Source organism: Mycobacteroides franklinii (assembly GCF_002013895.1).
Lineage (GTDB): Bacteria > Actinomycetota > Actinomycetes > Mycobacteriales > Mycobacteriaceae > Mycobacterium > Mycobacterium franklinii.
This window is the reverse complement of record NZ_MAFQ01000009.1, coordinates 122,107-142,843: the sequence shown is the minus strand read 5'-3', so window position 1 is coordinate 142,843 and position 20,737 is coordinate 122,107. Positions and strand designations below refer to the sequence as shown.

Here is a 20,737-nt window from a genome sequence, read left to right as displayed (position 1 = left end):
AGCGAATGATGAGCCAATTAGGGTGAACGCCATGACGCCGCCGACTGCTGCTCCGATTCCTGGCCCCCTCCATGACCGGCACGCCGCACAGGGCGCCACCTTCGCCGAATTCGGCGGCTGGAACATGCCGGTTTCGTACGCCGGCACGGTAGGGGAGCACACCGCCACTCGCGAGGCAGTCGGCCTGTTCGACGTGAGTCATCTCGGCAAGGCGCTGGTGCGCGGCCCGGGCGCCGCCGCGTTCGTCAATGCGTGTTTTACCAACGATCTCAACAAGGTTGGACCGGGCAAGGCTCAGTACACGTTGTGCTGCACCGAGACCGGCGGAGTCATCGACGACCTCATCGCCTACTACGTATCCGACGACGAAATCTTCCTGGTGCCCAATGCCGCCAACACCGCGGCCGTGGTCGCCGCCCTGCAGGAGCAGGCCCCCGCGGGAATCACCGTCACCGATCAGCACCGCGACTACGCGGTGCTGGCCGTGCAGGGGCCCAAATCCGCGGAGGTGCTGCAACAGCTCGGCCTGCCAACGGATATGGAGTACATGGCCTACGCCGACGCGATGCTGAACGGCCTGCCGGTGCGGGTATGCCGCACCGGATATACCGGCGAACACGGCTACGAGCTGCTGCCGTCCTGGGATGACGCCGGTGCGGTGTTCGATGCCCTACTGCCGGTGATCACCGCGGCGGGTGGCCAGCTGGCCGGTCTGGGCGCGCGAGACACGCTGCGCACCGAGATGGGTTATCCGCTGCACGGTCATGAGCTCTCCGCCGATATCAGCCCCGTACAGGCACGGGCCGGATGGGCCGTCGGCTGGAAGAAGGACGCGTTCTGGGGGCGCGATGCGCTCACCCGGGAGAAGAGCGAGGGCCCCACCCGCACCCTGCGAGGTCTGCGGGCGACCGGCCGGGGTGTGCTGCGCCCCGACCTCACGGTGCTTTCCGACGGCCAGCCGGTGGGGGTGACCACGTCGGGGACCTTCTCGCCGACCCTGAAGACCGGAATCGCGCTGGCCTTGCTGGACACCGCCGCCCAGATCCCGGACGGATCCACCGTCGTCGTCGACGTGCGCGGCCGCGAGATCGAATGCGAGGTCGTCAAGCCGCCATTCGTCGACGTCAACGTCGGGTAATGGGTTCGAATTTGGCGACGGCGGACGGCTAGACTGCCGAGCATGAATCCGCTTCCCGAGTTCACCCGGCAACTCAACCCGTCACCGGCCAGCCCGGCGCGTCGGGCTGAGGTACTCGCGGCGCCGGGATTCGGGAAGTACTTCACCGACCACATGGTGTCCATCGACTGGAACGCCGAAAATGGCTGGCACAACGCGCAAGTGATGCCGTACGGCCCCATCACGCTCGACCCGTCGGCCATCGTGTTGCACTACGCGCAAGAGGTCTTCGAAGGGCTCAAGGCCTACCGCCAGCCCGACGGAACCATCGCCGCTTTCCGTCCCGAGGCTAACGCCGAACGGCTGATCCAATCGTGCCGTCGCATCGCGATCCCCGAGCTGCCGCAAGAGCTGTTCATCGAGTCACTGCGCCAGCTCATCGCGGTCGACGCCGACTGGGTGCCACCGGGTGGTGGGGAGGAATCGCTGTACCTGCGTCCGTTCATCATCGCCACCGAAGCCGGTCTCGGCGTGCGGCCCGCCGACGAATACCGGTACCTGCTCATCGCCTCACCCGCGGGCGCCTACTTCTCCAAGGGCATCAAGCCGGTCAGCGTGTGGCTGTCGCATGAGTACGTGCGTGCCGCACCGGGCGGGATCGGCGCAGCCAAGACCGGTGGCAACTATGCCGCCTCGCTCGTCGCCCAGGCGCAGGCCGCCGACGAAGGCTGCGATCAGGTGGTGTGGCTCGACGCCATCGAGCGCCGGTACATCGAAGAAATGGGTGGGATGAACCTGTTCTTCGTTTTCGGGCGCGACGGCGAGGCACGCCTGGTGACCCCCGAGCTGTCCGGTTCTCTGCTGCCCGGCGTCACGCGGAAGTCCTTGCTACAGTTGGCCTCCGATGCAGGCTTCGCCATCGAGGAACGCAAGATCGACGTCGACGAGCTGGAGAAGAAGACGGCCTCCGGGGAGATCACCGAGGTGTTCGCCTGCGGGACGGCCGCGGTCATCACGCCGGTCGGGCGCGTCAAGTACTCGGGTGGCGAATTCACCGTCGGCGAGGGGGAATCCGGTGAGGTCACCATGGCCCTGCGTGACACGTTGACCGGAATCCAGCGCGGCACCTTCGCCGATACGCACGGCTGGATCACCAAGCTCGGCTAGGACGCTCCCGCGCGTACCCGGCGGCGATAGGTTACCTTGTCGAACTCGCGGCCGTATTCGTCGACCGCGGTGACGTCCATCTCGCTGACCAAGGTTCCGGGACGCACGTCGACGCGAATGAAGGCGTAGTTGCGATAACGCACCCGGGACCACGTGACAGCTTCGGCATGCTTACTACCGTCGGGCGCCCACACAAAACTATTGGGTACCAAGGTGTCTGCGAGCTCGCGGCCCCGATACCCCTCCGGCTCACCCGGCTGAAAGTCATACCGCGGCCGGCCCGCGGAGCCCACCGTGTAATACACGGTGCCATCGGTCTCCGGGTCGACGGTGGCGTTGTCCCCGGCCTCTCCGGTCGGCCGTCCCGCACGAATGGGATCGGTGCGTTCGAAGACATGATTGTGGCCTTGTAGCACCAGATCCACCTGATAGCGATCGAACAGTGCACACCACGCGTCACGTACGCCACCGTCGCTGGCATGGGACAGCGTCGTGGAATAGGCGCAGTGGTGGAAGAAGCAGACGATGAAGTCGATATTCGGGTTGGCTCGGTACGCCGCTAAAGTTCTTCCCACCCAACCAGTTTGGGCTCCGCCGGAGTAGCCGGTGTTCGCCCGGATCTCGTAGGACACGTCGTTGGCATCCAAGGAGAGCACGGCGACATTGCCGTACGTGAACGAATATGCCGACGGGCATCCGGCGGGGCCGTTGCCGGGGAACCCGAGACGAGCCAGGTGGCCACCGTAACCGTGGTGGCCGTATGCCGCCTCCATGTCGTGATTACCCGTGGCGAACATCCACGGTGTGGTCGAGGAGCTGGGTTCGATGGACGTCAGGTACACATCCCAGACGAAGGGGTTGTACTTGTCGAATCCGGCCGGGGCCTTGCCGCCACCGGACACGAATTGGGGCGACTTACCCATCCCGGAGGGGTCGGCATAGGCGATATCGCCGGCCAGGATGTGGAAGTCGGGCCGGCTGGCCACGATCTGGTTCATGACGTTCAGCGTGTGCGGCATCGTGGGGTCGTTGTCCGCGCTGTAGCCGTTGTCGTCGTATTCACCGGGTGTCAGGTTTGGTGGGAGTGTGGGGGTTTCATCGGTGCCCTGATCGCCCATCATGGTGAAACGGAAGGGCGCGAGCGCGTTTCGCGCGGACGGGATTGCCGTTGCGGCCGACCGGATGTCGCTCAGGAAGCCGTCCGCGGTACGCCAGCGGTAGAAATGCTCGGTGCCCCCGGCGAGCCCGTGCACGGGTGCGTGGACGTAGAACTGTTCGGCCGCCAGCACTCCGTGGTCGCTGGACGGAATCTGGGTGACCAGGTTGCGCACCTCGGCCTCCAGGGAGGCGCCCAGGTCGGGCGTCGGGCCATGGTCGAGAAAGATCTTGGTGCCGTGTGGATTCCTGGACAGCTGGCCGGAGAAGCCGAGCTGGCTCGAGGAGTCCGCGCCATATCCCACGCGCCTACCAGCGACCCCCAGCTGCGCCTCGTCCGCATACGCCCGTCGTCCGAACGGCGATACCCCCAATGCGGCGACCGCGGCGGCCGCCGCCGAACCCCGCAGGAAGTTGCGGCGCGAGACTGCGTGACGGCGCAGGTACCCACGATGCCATTCGTACTGTTCGGCCATCGACATCGATCCGGCGATCGACTGCGGGATTCCCATGTCCGGTGTCTCACCGGCGGGGTTCAACGGGTTGCGCGGCATAGATTCGAATGGTGGACCACGGCGGCCGGTAACGCGACCGCACAGGCCGATGTGGCCACGAACTCCTGGTGAAATTTTCTCGGTCGCATCAGTACGCCGCCAGGCCCAACGCGGCCAGGGTCGTGGTCACCTCGATGCTCGCGCCCAACACGTCACCGGTGATGCCGCCGAACCTGCGTACGCAATGACGGACCAGTAGCGCCCCGGCGATCAGTGCCACCGCCACCGCCACCGGACCCTGCCACGGTCGCCAAGGCAGTGCCAGCACCCCCACGGCCATCGCGGCGAGCACCCATGTCCCCGCCAGCCACAGCGGCTGCGATCCGGCAACCCGAGTGCCGAAACCGCTCTGCGCGGCGCCGGGTACACCGCGCCGGCAGGCCACCACTGCGCTGACCCGTCCCACCGTGACCGCCAGCGCGATGGCCAGCCATTCCTGCCTGGAGGCCAGCACCCCGAACGACAACGCCTGGGCCAGAAGGGAGATGACCACCGTGACCACCCCGAACGGTCCGGCCGAACCGTCGCGCATCACGGTCAGGGCCCGTTCCGGTGGCCCATAACAGCCCAACCCGTCGGCGGTATCGGAGAGCCCGTCGATATGCAGGCCCCGCGTCACGAGGATCGTCGCCGTCACCGCCGCCAGTCCGGCCAGCGGAGCCATGTACGCGAAATGCATGATCCAGGTGACGAACGCCGCGAGCACACCCAAGGCGGTACCCACCACCGGCAGCGCCCCCAGCACCGGGCCCGAAAGCGTCCCCGCGAGCCGCGCCGGAACCGGTGTCACGGTGGCGAATTCGAAGGCGCCACCGATCGGTCGCAGGATCCGCAGGAACGCGTTCACACGCTGTCCACTCCGGCCTCGTCGAACGTCGCCATCTGAGCCAGCGTGCCGACCGCAGCCTGCAGCACCGGCAGTGCCACGAGTGCTCCGGATCCCTCGCCCAATCGCATCTGCAGATCCAGCACGGGCTCCAGCCGAAGGCGTTTGAGGGCAAGAGAATGCGCGGGCTCGGTGGAACGATGTCCGGCGAGCCACCATTGGCGTGCCCCGGGTGCCAGCTGTTCGGCCACCAGCGCGGCCGCCGTGACCACCACCCCGTCCAACAGAACCGGCGTGCGGCGCACCGCCGCGTGCGCCAGGAAGCCGGTCATTGCCGCGAGATCGGCGCCGCCCGCCCGGCCCAGCAGGGCGACGGGGTCGGTACGCACATCCTTGGTGCGGCGCAGCGCGTCACGGATTGCGGCGGTCTTGCGTATCCATCCGGCGTCGTCGACCCCGGTGCCCCGGCCCACGACCGCCACCGGTTCGCTCCCGGTGAGCGCCGCCACCAACACCGTTGCCGGTGTGGTGTTTCCGATGCCCATATCGCCGGCGATGAGCAGATCGGCTCCGCTGTCGATCTCGGCGTCGGCCAGGGCGATACCGGCGGCCAGCGCGGCGTGCGTCTGCTCGGTGGTAAGCGCATCTTCGATGGCGACGTTGCCGCTGGAGCGGCGAATCTTTTGGGCAGCAACGGTTTCTGTCAGAGACGCGTCGGTGTCCACGGCAATGTCGACCACCCGCACGCTTGCGCCGGCCAATGCCGCCAGCACATTCACCGCGGCCCCGCCGGCATCGATGTTGCGCACCATCTGCGCGGTGACCGACGGGGGATAAGCCGATACGCCACCGGCGGCCACTCCGTGGTCGCCCGCGAAGACGACGACCCGGGGCCGCTGGAATATCCTAGGGGGGCACTGGTTCTGGCAGGCCGACGCCCAGATCGACAGTTCCTCCAGCCTCCCCAACGCGCCGGCCGGCTTGGTGAGCCGCTGTTGCCGTTCGCGTGCGGCGTCGGCGATATCCGGATTGGGCGCCGAGACCGGCGCGAATCGTGGCGCTTCGGCTGTGGTCATGTGCAGGCTCCCTTGATGGCCAGCGGCTGACCCGCCACCACCAACAGCACCCGTTCGCTGCGCCCCGCCACGGCCTGATTCAGTGTGCCGAGCTGATCGGCGAAGAGCCGGCCGGATGCGGTGGCGGGCACGACGGTCAGTCCGACCTCCGGGCTCACGATGACCAGGTCGCTGGGGTAGGTGCCGATGGCATCGATCAACGTGCCGACATCGGCGGCGATCATCTCGCCGCCGCGATCCCATGCGCCGCGGCTGTCCAGCATGGCGGTCAGCCAACCCCCGAGATCGTCGATGAGTGTGGGCACCGCGTCACCGGTGCGCAGCTCGGTCGCGATATCGGTGGTTTCGGCCGTGGCCCAGTGACCGGGACGGCGGGACCGGTGGGCGGCAACCCTGTCCGCCCACGCCGCGTCCCCGGGAACCGACGATCCGGTGGCCAGGTACCGCGCGGGTCCTGCGGCGGGCAGTAGTGATTCGGCGAAACGCGACTTCCCCGAACGAATTCCACCAAGAACCAGCGTGGTAGGCACGTCCGGCTAAACCGGCTCGCCGCGGTTGACCCGGGGACGCGGCGCGCGCATCCTGCGCAGCTGTGACGCGCGGCTGGCGGCGTACCAGCCGAGCTTGAATCCGCCCTCGTCGCTGGTCGGGAACCGTTCGTAGACGCGTTTGTTCACCAGTCGGCCTACAAAGATGCCGTCGACGATCATCACGATCATCAAAACCAGCATGGCCGGGGTCATCCACATCTGCACCTGGACGGACGGCACCGCGAACATGGAGAAGATCAGGAAGAGCGCCAGTGGCATGAACAGCCCCAGCACATTGCGCCGCGAGTCGACGATGTCGCGCGCGAATGCGCGCACCGGACCCCTGTCGCGGGGCAGCAGGTACGCCTCGTCCCCGGCCATCATCTTTTCGCGACTTTCGGCCATCCGGGCGCGCCGCTCGGCGGTCTCCACCTTGCGCTCGGCGCGCGACAACTTCGGCCCGCGCATCGCCTTGCGGCGTTGCCGTGCCTCGGAACTGGTCAACGGTGCCGGCGCGACAGGTCCGCGGCGCTTCCCGGCGTCCCGCTTGGGGGTGGGGCGGCCCTTTCCCGACTGCGACGGCTCGGAAGGTCCTGTGACGTCCGTCTCACCGGACGGCGAAGTGGACGCCGCGGCAGTGTCATCGGTGGGGGCGGATTTCTTTCGGCCGAGCAGATTCACCAGCCCAGATTATCCTGCGCGAATGAGTCAGATTCTGGTGGCGCCCGACAGCTTCGGTGACACCCTCACCGCCACCGAGGCCGCGAGCGCCATCGCGGAAGGCTGGGGCAGAACTCGTCCCGGCGACACGGTCATCCTCAGCCCACAGTCCGACGGCGGACCCGGGTTCGTGGACGTGCTCGCTACACAGCTGACCTCGGCGCGCCGGCACGCGGTGCGGGTGCGCGGACCCCTGGACGAGGAAGTCGACGCCGAATGGCTGGCGGACGGAACGACCGCCTATGTCGAATGCGCGCAGGCCTGCGGGCTGCCGCTGCTGCGACAGTCGCCCTCGATCGACACCGCCTGGCGTGCGCACAGCACCGGGGTCGGGCAGCTGATCGCGGCCGCACTGGACACCGGGGCGACGCGGATCGTCGTCGGCCTGGGCGGCAGCAGCTGCACCGACGGGGGCGCGGGGCTCGTCGAGGGCCTCGGAGGGTTGGAGCGGGCGCAGCACCGGTTGGCCACAACAGAACTGGTGGTCGCCAGCGATGTGGAGCATCCGCTGCTCGGTAGCAGCGGTGCGGCCGCGGTGTTCGGTCCGCAGAAGGGGGCAGACCGGGACACCGTCACACGCCTGGAGGCGCGGCTCACCGAGTGGGCCGCGGTGCTGGAGGCCGGAACCGGGCGTTTCGTCCGGGACGTCGCCGGAGCCGGGGCGGCGGGTGGCATCGGGGCAGCCCTGCTCGCGCTCGGTGGCCGTCGGGCGTCGGGAGCACGGATCGTCGCCGAGCACACCGGCCTCGATGCCGCGGTCGAGCGGGCCGACCTGGTGATCACCGGAGAAGGGAAGTTCGACGACCAGACGCTGCACGGCAAGGTCGCCGGGGCGGTAGCGGCCCGCGCCACGACATCGGGCATTCCGGTGCTGGTGTTGGCAGGGCAGGTGGCACTGGACCGTGCCGAATACGAACGGGCAGGTATCGCGCGCGCCGAATCGATTGCGCAGTTCGCGGGGTCCGTGCAGCGCGCCATGGACGATGCCGCCGGTCAACTGGCCGGGCTGGCGGCCCACGTCGCACGGGACTGGCCGCCTCGCCAGAGCCCGGATAGTTGGGCACAGATGTAGGAATAGCCGTACACGAGGTACCGTTGACATCAGAAGACGTGCCTGAAGTGGACGTCCGCCCGCGAGCTTCGACCCAGGGGAGATCCCACCATGACTGTCCAAGACGAATCGACCGCCACCAGTACCGATGAGGGCACGCATGGCGCCGTCTTGACCGATGCTGCTGCCGCCAAGGCCAAGGCGCTGCTGGACCAGGAAGGCCGCGACGATCTTTCGCTGCGCATCGCCGTCCAGCCGGGTGGCTGCGCGGGTCTGCGGTACCAGCTGTTCTTCGACGACCGGACCCTCGACGGAGACCTCGTCACCGAGTTCGACGGTGTGAAGCTCACCGTCGACCGCATGAGCGCTCCCTACATCCAGGGTGCCTCCATCGACTTCGTCGACACCATCGAGAAGCAGGGCTTCACGATCGACAACCCGAACGCCACCGGCTCCTGCGCCTGCGGCGACTCCTTCAACTGATCAGAACGCACTGATCAGTAAGCGTTCCCGCCGCGCATGTAGGCGGAGCACACGTAGATCTTGCCGTCGTTGAGAAGCAGCTCGGCCTGGCCCTGCGGGGCGTCCTTGCGCTTCTGGCTTGTCGCGGTGAAGAGCACCTTGAGTTGGTACTGGGAGAAGTAGACGACCTTGTCGATCGACTTCACCGTGGCCGTTCCGAAGGTGGCGACGAACTGTTGGGCGTTGGCACGCACAATCGTGTCGTCGGTGTCCTTGTCGCGCACCGCGTCATACAGGCCGCAGCCGGCGTTGCGTGCCAGCGTCACGGTGTCGAGCCTGGCCATCGCATCCAGGTAGCCCTGAATGGTCTGCTCGATCTTCGCCTCACTGGGCCGTTGGGAGACACCCGAATTCTTGGTCAGGAATCCGAGGATGAGCGCCAGCACCAGCAGCGCGGCCACCACGGCGACGGGTGCGACCCAGCCAGGCACCTTGCGCTTGCGTTCGGGGTAGTCGACCGGTGGCGGCATGGGCGGTAAACCAGGGTAGGGCACCGTCGAATAACCTGGTTCAGCCATTAATTCTCCTGAAAATCGTGTCCCCGATCTCACTCCCCAACAAACCAGGCTAGCAATCGGAGACAACCGCCCGAACAGTTACGTTAGGTAAGCTTTTGGGGTTGTCTCTCGACTGCCCAACCCGCCCGAATCCTACGAAGGGTCTCACGCGTGTCCATCATCGTCACCGGATCCATTGCGACCGACCACCTCATGAACTTCCCCGGCAAGTTCTCCGAACAGCTGTTGGTTGAGCACCTGCAGAAGGTGTCCCTGAGCTTCCTGGTGGACGATCTGGAGATCCGGCGCGGCGGCGTCGCAGGGAACATCGGCTTCGCCATCGGCGTGCTCGGCGGCAAGCCGACCCTGGTGGGTGCGGTGGGTGCGGATTTCGCCGAATACCGTTCGTGGCTCGAGGACCACGGCGTCAACTGTGACGCCGTGCTGATCTCCGAGACCGCCCACACCGCGCGCTTTGTGTGCACCACCGATCAGGACATGGCGCAGATCGCCTCCTTTTACCCCGGCGCCATGTCCGAAGCCCGCGACATCTCGCTGGCTGATGTTGTGTCCCGCACCGGCACACCAGAATTGGTGATCATCGGGGCCAATGACCCCGATGCCATGTTCCGGCACACCGAGGAATGCCGGAGCCTGGGTCTGCCGTTCGCCGCGGATCCGTCGCAGCAGTTGGCCCGTCTGTCCGGAGAGCAGGCGCGCGACCTCGTCGGTGGTGCGGCCTACCTGTTCACCAATGACTACGAGTGGGATCTGCTGCTGTCCAAGACGGGATGGACCGAGGCCGATGTGCGCGAGCGCGTCGAGCTGCGCATCACCACTCTCGGTGCCAACGGTGTTGAGATCGTGGAGAAGGACGGCACATCCCTGAAGGTGGGGGTGGTTCCGGAGAAGGGGCAGGTCGACCCCACCGGCGTCGGCGACGCGTGGCGCGCCGGGTTCCTTTCCGCCCGCAGCGCCGGCCTGAACCTGGAGCGCTCGGCGCAGCTGGGATCGCTTGTGGCCACGCTGGTTTTGGAGACCGTGGGCACTCAGGAATGGCTGTGGGAGCGCGACGAAGCGCTGGTCCGCCTTGCCGACGCCTACGGCCAGGAAGCCGCCGACGAGATCGGTGCCGCTCTTTAGAGCTGCACCGGGTAGTGCGGCTCCTGGATCTGGGGCCGCACTGACTGCTCGACGAAGATCGCGTGCCACAGCATGAAGATCAGCACCGTCCACAGCCTGCGGCTGTGATCGCTGGCGCCGGCGGCGTGTTCGGTGAGCATGCGGCCGACGGCGGGCACGTCGATCAGGTGCCCTGCCTGTGTGGTGGAGAGCATCTCGCGGGCCCAGTCGTGCAGTAGCCCGTCGACAAACCAATGCCGGATGGGCACCGGGAAGCCGAGCTTGGTCCGGTGCAGAACATGCGCCGGCACAATGGGTTCCAGTGCCTTGCGCAAGGCGTACTTGGTCGTCCTCTTGGTCGGTTGCCCGTTGATCTTCTCCCGGTAGGGCAGCCGCGAGGCCACCTTGAACACCTCGGGGTCGAGGAACGGTACCCGCAGTTCCAGCGAGTTGGCCATGGTCATCTTGTCGGCCTTGACCAAGATGTCGCCGCGCAGCCAGGTGAACAGATCCAGATATTGCATGCGGGCCACGGGATCCCATCCCGCACACCGCTCGTACAGGGACGCCGTCACGTCCTGGTGGCCCCATTCCGGGCGGTAGTGGGGGAGCACCGCACGCAACTGCTCATCGTCGAAGCTGCGGGCGTTTCCGTAGTAGCGCTGCTCCAGGGTCATCGATCCGCGGTGTAGCAGGCTCTTACCGCGCACTCCGTCCGGGATGGCGGCCGACAATCGCGCCGCGCCGCGCCGTAGTGCGCCCGGCAAGTATTCGAAAGGTTTGAGCGACAAGGGCTCCCGGTAGATCGTGTATCCGCCGAACAGCTCGTCGGCGCCCTCGCCGGAGAGCACCACCTTGACGTGTTTGCGGGCCTCGCGTGCCACGAAGAACAACGGCACCAAGGACGGATCTGCCACCGGATCGTCCAGGTACCACACGATTTCCGGAAGTGCGGAGACGAACTCCTCCTGGCTGACCACCTTGACGATGTGGCGGGCGCCGATTGCCTGCGCCGACTCCACCGCCACATCGACCTCGGAATAGCCTTGCCGCTCAAAGCCTGTCGTGAAAGTGATGAGCTTGGGGTTATGCCGGATCGCCAGTGCGGCGATGGCCGTCGAGTCGATGCCGCCGGACAGGAACGAGCCCACCGTCACGTCCGCGCGCATATGCTTGGCCACCGAATCGGAGAGCACCTCGGTGATCTCGTCGTACCGGGACTGACGCGTGGCACGCGTGAACGGGGCCACCTCGAATCGGGCCGGGAAGTAGCGCGTGATGCGCGGCTCCTGTCCGGGGGCGATGCGGGCGTACGAACCGGATTCCAGGCGGCGGATCTCGGTGTGCAGGCTCTCGGGCTCCGGAACGTATTGCAGCGTCGTGTAATGCTGCAGCGCGCGCAGGTCCAACTCGGTCCCGATGCCCAGCTGTTCGACGAGATCCAGCAGGCATTTCTTCTCGCTGCCGAGTGCGGTGCCGCCCGGGCCGGTCGCCATGAAGAGCGGCTTGATACCGAAAGGATCGCGGGCGCAGAACAACTCGCGTTCCACGGTGTCCCAGATCGCGAATGCGAACATGCCGCGCAGCCGGTGTAGCGCGTCCGGCCCCCAGAAGTGGTACGCCGCCAGGATCGCCTCGCCGTCGCCCTCGGTGGAGAATACGGCGCCATGTTCGGCGGCCAGTGTCGCCCTGAGTTCCAGGTAGTTGTAGATCTCGCCGTTGAAGACCAACACATACCGGCCCGGCGCGTCCGGGGGACCCCAGCGCAACGGCTGATGTGAATGCGCGATGTCGATGATCGACAGCCGGTTGAAGCCGAAGAGCACGTTTCCCTCGTGCCAAACGCCCGGTTCATCGGGGCCGCGGTGGCGCATGTGCACCATCGCGGCATCCACCGCCGGGCTATGGGATTCGAGGGAAGACCCGGGCGGGCCCAGCCACGCCACCAGTCCACACACGCGGCCAAGTATGCAACATCACGGGGACCGTCTCAGGACCTAGGTCCCGATACCGGCCCCGTCGCAGCCCTGATGCGACCGCGTGGTCTACGCTGCGTAGTATTCGATTGCTGCCACTGGTCAGCGATGGATTCTGCAGGCGAAACAGGAGGCTAAAAACGTGACGTCACGGTCCGGCTCACGGCCGTCCCTGCTGGCCACTGTGGTGCTGTTGGGCGCGGCGAGCTTCCTGCTCAGCGGTTGTAGCGTCCAAGAGGTGCTGCGGTTCGGCTGGCCCGAGGGCATCACCCCCGAAGCACACGACTACATGGCCCCCTTGTGGACCTGGGCGGTCGTCGCCTCGCTGGTCGTCGGCGTCATCGTGTGGGGTCTGACCTTCTGGACCGTCGCGTTCCACCGCCACAAGCCGGGCGACACCGAGTTCCCGCGTCAGTTCGGGTACAACCTGCCGCTGGAGCTGGTCCTGACGGTGGTGCCCTTCTTGATCATCGCGGTGCTCTTCTACTTCACCGTCGTGGTGCAGAACAAGGTCATGCACAAGGACCCCAACCCCGAGGTCGTCGTCGACGTCACCGCATTCCAGTGGAACTGGAAGTTCGGCTACCAGAAGGTCGCGTTCAAGGACGGAAGCCTCAACTACGAAGGCGCCGACCCCGAGCGCAAGAAGGCCATGACCTCCAAGCCCGAGGGCAAGGACGCACACGGCAACGAGCTCGTCGGCCCGGTGCGTGGCCTGAACCGTGAGGACCGCACCTACCTGAACTTCGACAAGATCGAGACGGTCGGAACCTCTTCGGAGATCCCGGTGCTGGTCGTGCCCAGCGGCAAGAGCATCGAGTTCCAGCTGGCCTCGGCCGACGTCATCCACTCGTTCCGGGTGGTGCCGTTCCTGTTCACTCGCGACGTGATGCCCGAGCCCAAGGCCAACAACTCCGACAACGTCTTTCAGGTCAGCAAGATCCTGAAGGAGGGCGCGTTCGTGGGGCGCTGCGTGGAGATGTGCGGCACGTACCACTCGATGATGGCCTTCGAGCTGCGCGTGGTCAGCCCCAATGACTTCAAGTTCTATCTGAAGGCGCGTCAGGACGGTAAGAGCAACGCGGAGGCACTGGCCTCGATCGGTCAGTCACCCGTCTCGATCACCACCAGGCCGTTCGATGGTCGTCGCGGCGATCTCGCGCCGGTAGACAACAACGCGGCCAAGAACTAGGCGAGGGAGCGCAGCATGCATATCGAAGCCCGACTCTTCGAGATCCTCACCGGATTCTTCGCCCTGGCCACCGTGGTGTACGCGGTGCTGACCGCCATGTACGCCAACGGCGGCGTGGAGTGGGCCGGTACCACCGCCATGGTGATGACCACGGGTCTGTCGCTGATCATCTCCACGTTCTTCCGGTTCGTGGCCCGTCGTCTGGACACCCGTCCCGAGGACTACGAGGACGCCGAGATCGCCGATGGCGCCGGAGAGCTCGGCTTCTACAGCCCGCACAGCTGGTGGCCGATCATGATCGCGCTGGCCGCCGCCACCACTGCCGTGGGCGTGGCGCTGTGGCTGCCGTGGCTGCTCGCCGCCGGTGCGGTGTTTGTGCTGAGCGCGGTCGCCGGCCTGGTCTTCGAGTACCACATCGGCGCGGAGAAGCACTAGCTCATCTCGCATTTTGCCCGTCAGCCATGGCCGCTCCCGTACTTTGCGGTGGGACGGCCGTGGCTGGTGGGACATTGCCGTGCGCACCATCACGTTTTCGATAACAATCCGGTGGTCAGTTTGTTTTTTCTGGCCTTCGGGATTCGTCGCCCCGGATTGCGTTGGCTATCGTTGCCATGGCCCCTCAGGCAGGTGGCTCGCCGGGGAGCGGGAAGTGACGAAAAGGAACTTGTGTAGATGAGTGGGACGGACAACCCAGGGTCGGGGAATCCCGGGGAAGTTCCGGATCTGGACGGTCCGAATGAGGAAGCTGCGGCTCCCGACTCTTCCGGGGCGGATTCTGCCGCGTTTCATTCTCAGGCGTACTCGGCGCCCGAATCCGAGCAATTCACCAGCCCATACGTGCCCTACGACGAGTACGAGACCCAACTCGTCGATGGCGAGGAGCCGCCGCCGCCGCGGTGGCCGTGGGTCGTCGGCGTGGCAGCGATCATCGCCGCCATCACCCTGGTCGCCTCCGTTGCTTTGCTCGTCGCGGGCCGTTCGGATGAGACCAACGGTGCGGCCAAGAGCAGCACGGTGATACCAACGCCGAGCACCACGCCGTGGAACGAGATCATCACCACCACGACCCCGCCGCCCCCACCGCCGCCGCCTCCACCGACCACCGAGCCGCCGCCTCCTCCGCCTCCGCCGGTGGTGACCGAGACGGTGACGGTGGAGCCGCCACCGCCGCCCCCTCCGCCGGTGACGACGCATGAGGCGCCGCCGCCGGTGACTACCACGACGACACCGCCGCCGCCTCCGCCCCCGACGACCACGACACCGGCCGGGCCACGGCAGATCACGTACTCGGTGACCGGTTCCAAGGCTCCGCTCGATCGCATCTCGATCACCTGGACCGACGGTTCGGGACGCACCCGGGTGAACCCGAATGTGTACATCCCGTGGTCGATCACGGTTACCCCCATTTCGAATTCGGAGATCGGATCGGTGTCGGCGAGTAGCTTCCTGCGGCTGAGTCAGCTCAACTGCACGATCACCACCAGCGACGGTCAGGTTTTGTCCTCCAACAACAACAATTCGGCGCAGGCAACCTGCTGATGCCAGCAGGTCGATTGGCCAAGCCACTGGAGGCAATCGCGGGCCCGCTGCGGCGGTCATCGCCGGAGTCCGTTGACCGGATGCTCATCGGCTTGTGCGCGGTCATCTGGTTGGCGTTCGTCGGGATGTTGGTCGGTGCCATCGTGGTGATCGCCGGAATGGGGGACAGCTCGACGGGCTCCTCCGGTACTTCTCTGGGGATCTACATCGTCATCGGGGTGTCGCTGGCCGTCATCGTCGGCGCGGTGCCGCTGTTGCTACGCGCCCGCAAAACCGCTGCCCAGCGCGCCACGCGCGGCGCGTCAAAAGCTGCGCCTAAATCCAAGGGTGCCAGCACTTCCCGTGAGGCGGCAGCGTTGCCGGGTCCGCCTGCCGCGGAGGCATCGACCGAGAAGCTCAAGACCTTTGGCGGCCTCGCGGATCATGTGAGCCACGTGCCGACGGACTACAACGGTCCCGGGTCCGCGGCATATCGGGCCGCCGCCGAGGCCGCCGTGAAATCGGCGGTCGTCGATCGCATGTGGCTGCGGGCCGCGGTGGGGATCGCCGGTGCTATCGGCTTGGCGCTGCTGGCCGTGGTGACGGGCACCTATCTGCTGGCGGTGGACAGCGATACCGCCGCCATCGTCGCGTTTGCGTTCGCCGGGGTGATCACCTGCGCGATGGGGGCCATTCCGTGGGTGACGCTCAAGAAGCTGCGCGAGCTCGGCTCGTCAGGGTCTTAGTCCGCGATGCCGGCGCGGGCGATCACCTTGGTGATTTTCGCCCGGACGAGTGACTCCTCGGGCACCGCGTTGCGCCGGCCGAACTCCTCGGCTTTGTCGGCGCCCATGTAGCGTCCGCCGATGGCGGTCGCCCAGGCGAGCATCTCGTCATGATCGTTGGTCAGCCGCGCCTCTGCGGTGAACTGCACATAGGAGAACGGCGGCCGCTGATCATCGACCGCCAGCGAGATGCGTGGGTCGCGCCGAATCGCTTTGCCCTTCAGTGTGTTGGTTCCCGTGTTGAAGATCAGCTCGTCTCCCTCGGGTCCCTCATGCAGTACGAACCAGACAGGTGTGACGATGGGTGCGCCGTTGGCACGGACCAGGCCGAGCATTCCGGTACGGGTTCCCGCAGAGGCGAAGGCCCACCATTCCTCTCGGCTCATCTCACGCATACAGCCACCCTAAAACAGGTGCGCCCCGCACGCTTTCGCATGCGGGGCGCACCTGTCAGAGCTGCCTTCTAGTGGCCGTGACCGTTGGTCGACGGCTCGCCGTCCTGGTACTCCTTCAGCGCGAGTAGTGACTTGTGGTGCGCCTCGTGTTCGGCTTCGGCCAGTGCGTGTTGTTCGTCGGCGGGGTCGGCGAACAGGAACGAGCCGGTGCCCGGTGCTCCGGCGGACCCGAGCTTGTTCATGCGCTGAGGCACCGGTGCCCCCTGGTACTCCAGCGGAATCGCATGGCCGTGCTCATCGACTCCGGCCAGCGGCTGGTGGATCTCGATGTACTCACCGTGCGGCAGGCGCTTGATGATGCCGGTCTCGATGCCGTGCTCCAGCACCGCGCGATCGCTGCGCTGCAGGCCGATGGCCCAGCGATAGGCGATGTAGTACACCACCGCCGGCAAGATGACCATGCCGATACGACCGATCCACGTCGTCGCGTTCAGCGAGATGTGGAACTTCAGCGCGATGATGTCGTTCATACACATGAGCGTGAACAACATGTAGAGCGAGATCGCCGCCGAGCCGATGGCCGTCCTGACCGGAGCGTCACGCGGCCGCTGCAGCAGGTTGTGGTGGGCATCATCACCGGTGAGCTTCTTCTCGAGGAAGGGGTATGCGATCAGCAGACCGAACACCAAGCCCATTCCGACCGCAACCCACACGGCCTGGGGGATGGTGTGGCCAAACGGGTAGATCTCCCAAGCCGGGATGATGCGCAGCAGGCCGTCGGTCCACATCATGTAGAAGTCCGGCTGGCTACCCGCGGAGATCTGTGAGGGCTTGTAGGGGCCCAGCACCCAGATGGGGTTGATCTGCAGCAGACCGCTCATCAGCGCCAGGATGGCGGTGGTGAAGGCGAAGAAGGATCCACCCTTGAGGGCGAACACCGGGAGGATGCGCACACCCACCACGTTCTTCTCAGTCGCACCCGGGCCGGGGAACTGGGTGTGCTTCTGGTACCAGACCAGGGCCAGGTGGATACCGATGAGCGCCAGGATGATCGCGGGGATCAGCAGGATGTGCATGGCGTACAGACGGGGGATCAGGATGTTGCCGGGGAAGTCGCCACCGAACAGCGCCCAGTGCATCCAGGTGCCGATCAGCGGAAGGCCCATGGTGATGCCGGAAAGCGCCGCGCGGATACCGGTGCCGGAGAGCAGGTCGTCGGGCAGGGAGTATCCGAAGAAACCTTCGAACATCGCCAGGATGAACAGCAGCGCGCCGATGACCCAGTTGGCCTCACGGGGACGCCGGAACGCACCCGTGAAGAAGATACGGGCCATGTGCACCATGATCGACGCCGCGAACATCAGCGCCGCCCAGTGATGGATCTGCCGCACGAACAGACCACCACGTACCTCGAAGCTGATGTTCAGGGTGGTCTCGTAGGCCTTGGACATCTGCACGCCGCGCAGCGGCTGATAGATGCCGTTGTAGGTCACTTCGGACATCGACGGGTCGAAGAACAGGGTCAGATAGACACCCGAAAGCAGCAGAACGATGAAGCTGTACAGCGCGATCTCACCGAGCATGAACGACCAGTGGGTCGGGAAGACCTTGTTGATCTGCCGCTTCATACCGGCAGCGAGGTGATACCGCGAATCCATCGCCTCGGCTTGTTTGGCTGCGCGCGAGGGCTTTTGGGCTGTGTCGCTCATGATTTGCGCTCCCAGAATGCGGGTCCGACGGGTTCAACGAAGTCGCCGTTGGCGACGAGGTATCCGTCCTTGTCGACGGTGAGGGGCAGCTGTGCCAGCGCACGAGCGGCAGGCCCGAAGATGGGCTTGGCGAAGTGCAGTGCGTCGAACTGCGACTGGTGGCACGGGCACAGGATGCGGTAGGTCTGCTGCTCGAACAGCGATGTGGGGCAACCCAGGTGCGAGCAGATCTTGGTGTAGGCGAAGAGGTCTCCGTAGTTGAAGTTCTCTTGCCCCTTGCGCTTGACCACCTTGGGCATATCGGTGGGGCGCACGCGGATCAGCATCACGGGGTTACGGATGCCCATCTGGATATGCGACAGCTTCTCGTGCGATTCGACGGTGGTGCCGTCGCCATCGGACTCGCGCCACGGGAACACGGTCTCCATGCCGCCGGCGTCGATGTCCTCGGGGCGGATCTTGAGCAGCACGTTGGAGCTGCTGCCGACGGCGCGGCCCAGGTAGATGGTCTCACCGTGGTAGCGCGGGGTCCAGCCACTGGTGAGCAGCACCGGCTGCTTGCCGTTGGCGGTGGGAACCACCCTGGCCCACGGGTTCTTGATCATGCCGCCAATGAAGGCGACGGCGGTACCGGCACCCATGGCACCGACGCCGAAGCCGAGGGCCCGGACGATCATCTTGCGGCGCGGCAGGGTCGAGGTGTCCAGGGTGTCCTGCAGCTGGGCGACGATGGTCTTGCGATCCACCTCGGCCGAGCCGGGGCCGTCGTGACGGTCCTGGATGGAGATCTCCTGCGGGATGAACTTCTTGGTGTACAGCACGGCACCGATACCCAGCGACAGCACCGACAGGCCCAGCGTCAGACCGTAGAGCGGAGTCGCCAGGTTGTAGAGCGCGTTGCCCGGGTCGCCGAAGGGCTTGTACTCCCAGGGCCAGAACAGGAAGACCCCGAGCAGGGCCAGGCCGAACACGCCACCGAGTGCGAACCACAGCGCCACCAGACGCTCGGCACGCTTCTCGGCCTTGGTGCCCTCGACGGGCCAGCGCGGCTCGCGGTAGACAATCTCGACGCCGTCGAGGTTGGTGCCGAGCTTGACCAGCTCGTCACGGCTCATGGCCGCGAGCTGCTCGTCGCTCGGGATCTCTGGCTTGTCAGCGTCACTCACGCTCACGCGCGTGCTCCAATCCACAGTGCCGCGGCGATGGCGGCGACGATGCCGATGATCCACATGGCCATGCCCTCGGACGTCGGTCCGAAGCCGCCCAGGCCGTAACCGCCCGGGTCCGGGGTCTCGGACGAGGCGCGGACGTAGGCGATGATGTCCTTCTTCTCATCAACGGTGAGCTGGCGATCCGAGAACTTGGGCATGTTCTGCGGTCCGGTCAGCATCGCGGTGTAAATCTGCTGCTCGGTGGCGGGGTCGAGCTCGGGGGCGAACTTGCCCGACGAGAGTGCGCCACCGCGGCCGGTGAAGTTGTGGCATGACGCGCAGTTGAGACGGAACAGGTCACCACCACGGGCGATGTTGTTGCCGCGCAACGACTCCTGGGCCACTGCGCCGTCGCGGTCGCGGATCACCTGGGGGCCGCCGCCGTTGGCCTGGATGTAGGCGCCCAGGGCGTCGGTCTGTTCCTCGTCGAAGATCGGGTCCTTGCGCTGGGCCTGAGCCTCATTACGCATGGCCGGCATACGTCCGGTGGAGACCTGGAAGTACACCGCGGCCTCGCCCACGCCGATCAGGCTGGGCCCGCGGTCCGGCACACCCTGGAGGTTTGCGCCGTGGCAGGTGATGCACGAGGTCTCGTACAACTGCTTACCGGTGCGCAGCAGAGCCGACTTGTCCTCGTCGGCCACCGCGACCTGCGGGGTGGGCGTGAAGGTAGAGGCCAAGCCGCCGGCAACCACCAGCGCGATCAGCAGCAGCAAACCTGCTGAGACGCGACGGCGGAACTTGCGGCGTGCGCGATTCTTGGCGGCTGTGTCCTTTACGGGCTCCACGCTCACCTGTTGTGCTCCCTTCACCGGGCTGGGCTGGGTCTTTGGGCCGTCGGGCATTTAGCGGACAAAGTAGATGGTGGCGAACAACGCGATCCACACGATGTCGACGAAGTGCCAGTAGTAGGACACGACGATCGCGGAGGTCGCCTGGGCCGGAGTGAACTTACTCATCCGGGTGCGAATCAGCAGATAGACGAAGGCGACGAGACCGCCGATAACGTGCAGTCCGTGAAAGCCGGTGGCCAAGTAGAAGGTTGAACCGTAGGCGCTGCCCGCGATAGTGGTGCCTTCCTTGACCAGGTTGGTGTACTCGTAGCCCTGGCCCAGGACGAAGAAGGTGCCCATGATGAGGGTGATGACGTACCAGCGACGCAGCCCGAAGACGTCACCACGTTCTGCGGCAAACACGCCCATCTGACAGGTGAAGGACGAGGCGACCAGCACGGCGGTGACGGGGATGGCAAGACCCAGGTTCAGCTCGGTGGGCTCCGGTGGCCAGTTACCGCCGGACTGGGCCCGGGCGGTGAAGTAGAAGGCGAAGAGTCCAGCAAAGAACATCAACTCACTGGAAAGCCATACAATGGTGCCAACACTCACCATGTTGGGCCGGTTCAGTGAATGAACCCGCTGGGTAATGGCGGTTCCCGCCGGCGATCCTGGGGCTGCTGCGGTCGTCACGTCGTAAGTATGACGCTTTGTAGTTGTCGAGAGCCACTCGGGTCCGACATTGATTTGTGACCGACTCTCCACAACACGTGTGGCCTCTGATGAGAGTGGTGTCGATGACCTGCGTACGGCGTGTCGCGCCAGGCCTGGAAGGCATTTA

21 protein-coding genes are annotated in these 20,737 nt (G+C 65.9%); 9 read left to right on the top strand and 12 right to left on the bottom strand.

Annotated features, from left to right (window positions below):
• Positions 1 to 31: 31 nt before the first annotated feature.
• Both gcvT and B4393_RS16660 read left to right on the top strand, forming a co-directional pair.
• Complete coding sequence (gene gcvT, locus B4393_RS16665; protein ID WP_078335131.1) at positions 32 to 1,138, top strand: glycine cleavage system aminomethyltransferase GcvT; 1,107 nt, start codon at positions 32 to 34, stop codon at positions 1,136 to 1,138.
• Between the two features lie 42 nt (positions 1,139 to 1,180).
• Positions 1,181 to 2,284, top strand: coding sequence for a branched-chain amino acid aminotransferase (locus B4393_RS16660; RefSeq protein WP_078335017.1), 1,104 nt, complete (start codon positions 1,181 to 1,183; stop codon positions 2,282 to 2,284).
• Here the strand turns inward: B4393_RS16660 and B4393_RS16655 are convergent.
• From B4393_RS16655 to B4393_RS16635, 5 genes are all read right to left on the bottom strand, one after another.
• The gene (locus B4393_RS16655; protein ID WP_078335016.1) at positions 2,281 to 3,993 is read right to left on the bottom strand and encodes a metallophosphoesterase; all 1,713 of its coding nucleotides are present in this window, start codon (positions 3,991 to 3,993) and stop codon (positions 2,281 to 2,283) included. The genes B4393_RS16660 and B4393_RS16655 overlap by 4 nt on opposite strands.
• A gap of 88 nt (positions 3,994 to 4,081) precedes the next feature.
• Entirely contained in the window at positions 4,082 to 4,840 is a 759-nt protein-coding gene (locus tag B4393_RS16650) for an adenosylcobinamide-GDP ribazoletransferase (RefSeq protein ID WP_078335015.1), read from the bottom strand.
• The gene (cobT, locus tag B4393_RS16645) at positions 4,837 to 5,895 is read right to left on the bottom strand and encodes a nicotinate-nucleotide--dimethylbenzimidazole phosphoribosyltransferase (protein ID WP_078335014.1); all 1,059 of its coding nucleotides are present in this window, start codon (positions 5,893 to 5,895) and stop codon (positions 4,837 to 4,839) included. The genes B4393_RS16650 and cobT overlap by 4 nt, the downstream gene beginning before the upstream one ends.
• Positions 5,892 to 6,425 (bottom strand): bifunctional adenosylcobinamide kinase/adenosylcobinamide-phosphate guanylyltransferase, encoded by a 534-nt coding sequence (locus tag B4393_RS16640; RefSeq protein ID WP_078335013.1) that lies wholly within the window; start codon positions 6,423 to 6,425, stop codon positions 5,892 to 5,894. Before B4393_RS16640 ends, cobT begins: the two co-directional genes overlap by 4 nt.
• A 6-nt stretch (positions 6,426 to 6,431) precedes the next feature.
• Positions 6,432 to 7,106 carry a DUF3043 domain-containing protein gene (locus B4393_RS16635; protein ID WP_078335012.1) on the bottom strand — a complete coding sequence of 225 codons (675 nt, stop codon included), beginning with the start codon at positions 7,104 to 7,106 and terminating at the stop codon, positions 6,432 to 6,434.
• Positions 7,107 to 7,128: 22 nt separating this feature from the next.
• On the opposite strand from B4393_RS16635, the gene B4393_RS16630 reads away from it, so the two are divergent.
• Positions 7,129 to 8,217, top strand: coding sequence for a glycerate kinase family protein (locus B4393_RS16630; RefSeq protein ID WP_078335011.1), 1,089 nt, complete (start codon positions 7,129 to 7,131; stop codon positions 8,215 to 8,217).
• Between the two features lie 90 nt (positions 8,218 to 8,307).
• Positions 8,308 to 8,679 carry a HesB/IscA family protein gene (locus B4393_RS16625; protein ID WP_043080323.1) on the top strand — a complete coding sequence of 124 codons (372 nt, stop codon included), beginning with the start codon at positions 8,308 to 8,310 and terminating at the stop codon, positions 8,677 to 8,679.
• A gap of 14 nt (positions 8,680 to 8,693) precedes the next feature.
• On the opposite strand, the gene B4393_RS16620 is transcribed toward B4393_RS16625, so the two are convergent.
• A complete protein-coding gene (locus tag B4393_RS16620; RefSeq protein WP_078335010.1) occupies positions 8,694 to 9,236 on the bottom strand; it encodes an Rv0361 family membrane protein in 543 nt (180 codons plus the stop codon).
• Positions 9,237 to 9,386: 150 nt separating this feature from the next.
• Between B4393_RS16620 and B4393_RS16615 the strand changes: the two genes are divergently transcribed.
• Entirely contained in the window at positions 9,387 to 10,358 is a 972-nt protein-coding gene (locus tag B4393_RS16615; protein WP_005074905.1) for a carbohydrate kinase family protein, read from the top strand.
• Here the strand turns inward: B4393_RS16615 and asnB are convergent.
• Positions 10,355 to 12,295 carry an asparagine synthase (glutamine-hydrolyzing) gene (gene asnB, locus B4393_RS16610; protein ID WP_025088467.1) on the bottom strand — a complete coding sequence of 647 codons (1,941 nt, stop codon included), beginning with the start codon at positions 12,293 to 12,295 and terminating at the stop codon, positions 10,355 to 10,357. The two genes, B4393_RS16615 and asnB, sit on opposite strands and share 4 nt — an antisense overlap.
• Before the next feature lie 160 nt (positions 12,296 to 12,455).
• Between asnB and ctaC the strand changes: the two genes are divergently transcribed.
• From ctaC to B4393_RS16585, 4 genes are all read left to right on the top strand, one after another.
• The gene (gene ctaC, locus B4393_RS16605; protein WP_005085336.1) at positions 12,456 to 13,505 is read left to right on the top strand and encodes an aa3-type cytochrome oxidase subunit II; all 1,050 of its coding nucleotides are present in this window, start codon (positions 12,456 to 12,458) and stop codon (positions 13,503 to 13,505) included.
• Positions 13,506 to 13,520: 15 nt separating this feature from the next.
• Positions 13,521 to 13,940 (top strand): cytochrome c oxidase subunit 4, encoded by a 420-nt coding sequence (locus tag B4393_RS16600; RefSeq protein WP_005060801.1) that lies wholly within the window; start codon positions 13,521 to 13,523, stop codon positions 13,938 to 13,940.
• Between the two features lie 237 nt (positions 13,941 to 14,177).
• Entirely contained in the window at positions 14,178 to 15,044 is an 867-nt protein-coding gene (locus B4393_RS16590) for a membrane protein (RefSeq protein ID WP_005093292.1), read from the top strand.
• Entirely contained in the window at positions 15,044 to 15,769 is a 726-nt protein-coding gene (locus B4393_RS16585; RefSeq protein WP_078335009.1) for a DUF2561 family protein, read from the top strand. Before B4393_RS16590 ends, B4393_RS16585 begins: the two co-directional genes overlap by 1 nt.
• Here B4393_RS16585 and B4393_RS16580 read toward each other — a convergent pair.
• The 5 genes from B4393_RS16580 to ctaE form a co-directional block, all read right to left on the bottom strand.
• On the bottom strand, positions 15,766 to 16,203 hold the full coding sequence (locus B4393_RS16580) for a PPOX class F420-dependent oxidoreductase (RefSeq protein WP_005085343.1): 438 nt from the start codon (positions 16,201 to 16,203) through the stop codon (positions 15,766 to 15,768). The two genes, B4393_RS16585 and B4393_RS16580, sit on opposite strands and share 4 nt — an antisense overlap.
• A 68-nt stretch (positions 16,204 to 16,271) precedes the next feature.
• A complete protein-coding gene (gene qcrB / locus B4393_RS16575) occupies positions 16,272 to 17,912 on the bottom strand; it encodes a cytochrome bc1 complex cytochrome b subunit (RefSeq protein ID WP_005096648.1) in 1,641 nt (546 codons plus the stop codon).
• The gene (gene qcrA / locus B4393_RS16570) at positions 17,909 to 19,078 is read right to left on the bottom strand and encodes a cytochrome bc1 complex Rieske iron-sulfur subunit (protein WP_005093315.1); all 1,170 of its coding nucleotides are present in this window, start codon (positions 19,076 to 19,078) and stop codon (positions 17,909 to 17,911) included. Before qcrA ends, qcrB begins: the two co-directional genes overlap by 4 nt.
• Positions 19,079 to 19,080: 2 nt before the next feature.
• Positions 19,081 to 19,968, bottom strand: coding sequence for a cytochrome bc1 complex diheme cytochrome c subunit (qcrC, locus tag B4393_RS16565; protein ID WP_005086661.1), 888 nt, complete (start codon positions 19,966 to 19,968; stop codon positions 19,081 to 19,083).
• Positions 19,969 to 20,589 carry an aa3-type cytochrome oxidase subunit III gene (gene ctaE, locus B4393_RS16560; RefSeq protein WP_078335008.1) on the bottom strand — a complete coding sequence of 207 codons (621 nt, stop codon included), beginning with the start codon at positions 20,587 to 20,589 and terminating at the stop codon, positions 19,969 to 19,971. It lies immediately after the preceding gene.
• Positions 20,590 to 20,737: the final 148 nt, after the last annotated feature.

Coding starts and splice junctions, on each gene's coding strand:
- gcvT (WP_078335131.1), top strand. CDS start 32: ATGACGCCGCCGACTGCTGCTCCGATTCCTGGCCCCCTCCATGACCGG.
- B4393_RS16660 (WP_078335017.1), top strand. CDS start 1,181: ATGAATCCGCTTCCCGAGTTCACCCGGCAACTCAACCCGTCACCGGCC.
- B4393_RS16655 (WP_078335016.1), bottom strand. CDS start 3,993: ATGCCGCGCAACCCGTTGAACCCCGCCGGTGAGACACCGGACATGGGA.
- cobT (WP_078335014.1), bottom strand. CDS start 5,895: ATGACCACAGCCGAAGCGCCACGATTCGCGCCGGTCTCGGCGCCCAAT.
- B4393_RS16630 (WP_078335011.1), top strand. CDS start 7,129: ATGAGTCAGATTCTGGTGGCGCCCGACAGCTTCGGTGACACCCTCACC.
- B4393_RS16625 (WP_043080323.1), top strand. CDS start 8,308: ATGACTGTCCAAGACGAATCGACCGCCACCAGTACCGATGAGGGCACG.
- B4393_RS16620 (WP_078335010.1), bottom strand. CDS start 9,236: ATGGCTGAACCAGGTTATTCGACGGTGCCCTACCCTGGTTTACCGCCC.
- B4393_RS16600 (WP_005060801.1), top strand. CDS start 13,521: ATGCATATCGAAGCCCGACTCTTCGAGATCCTCACCGGATTCTTCGCC.
- B4393_RS16590 (WP_005093292.1), top strand. CDS start 14,178: ATGAGTGGGACGGACAACCCAGGGTCGGGGAATCCCGGGGAAGTTCCG.
- B4393_RS16585 (WP_078335009.1), top strand. CDS start 15,044: ATGCCAGCAGGTCGATTGGCCAAGCCACTGGAGGCAATCGCGGGCCCG.
- B4393_RS16580 (WP_005085343.1), bottom strand. CDS start 16,203: ATGCGTGAGATGAGCCGAGAGGAATGGTGGGCCTTCGCCTCTGCGGGA.
- qcrB (WP_005096648.1), bottom strand. CDS start 17,912: ATGAGCGACACAGCCCAAAAGCCCTCGCGCGCAGCCAAACAAGCCGAG.
- qcrC (WP_005086661.1), bottom strand. CDS start 19,968: ATGCCCGACGGCCCAAAGACCCAGCCCAGCCCGGTGAAGGGAGCACAA.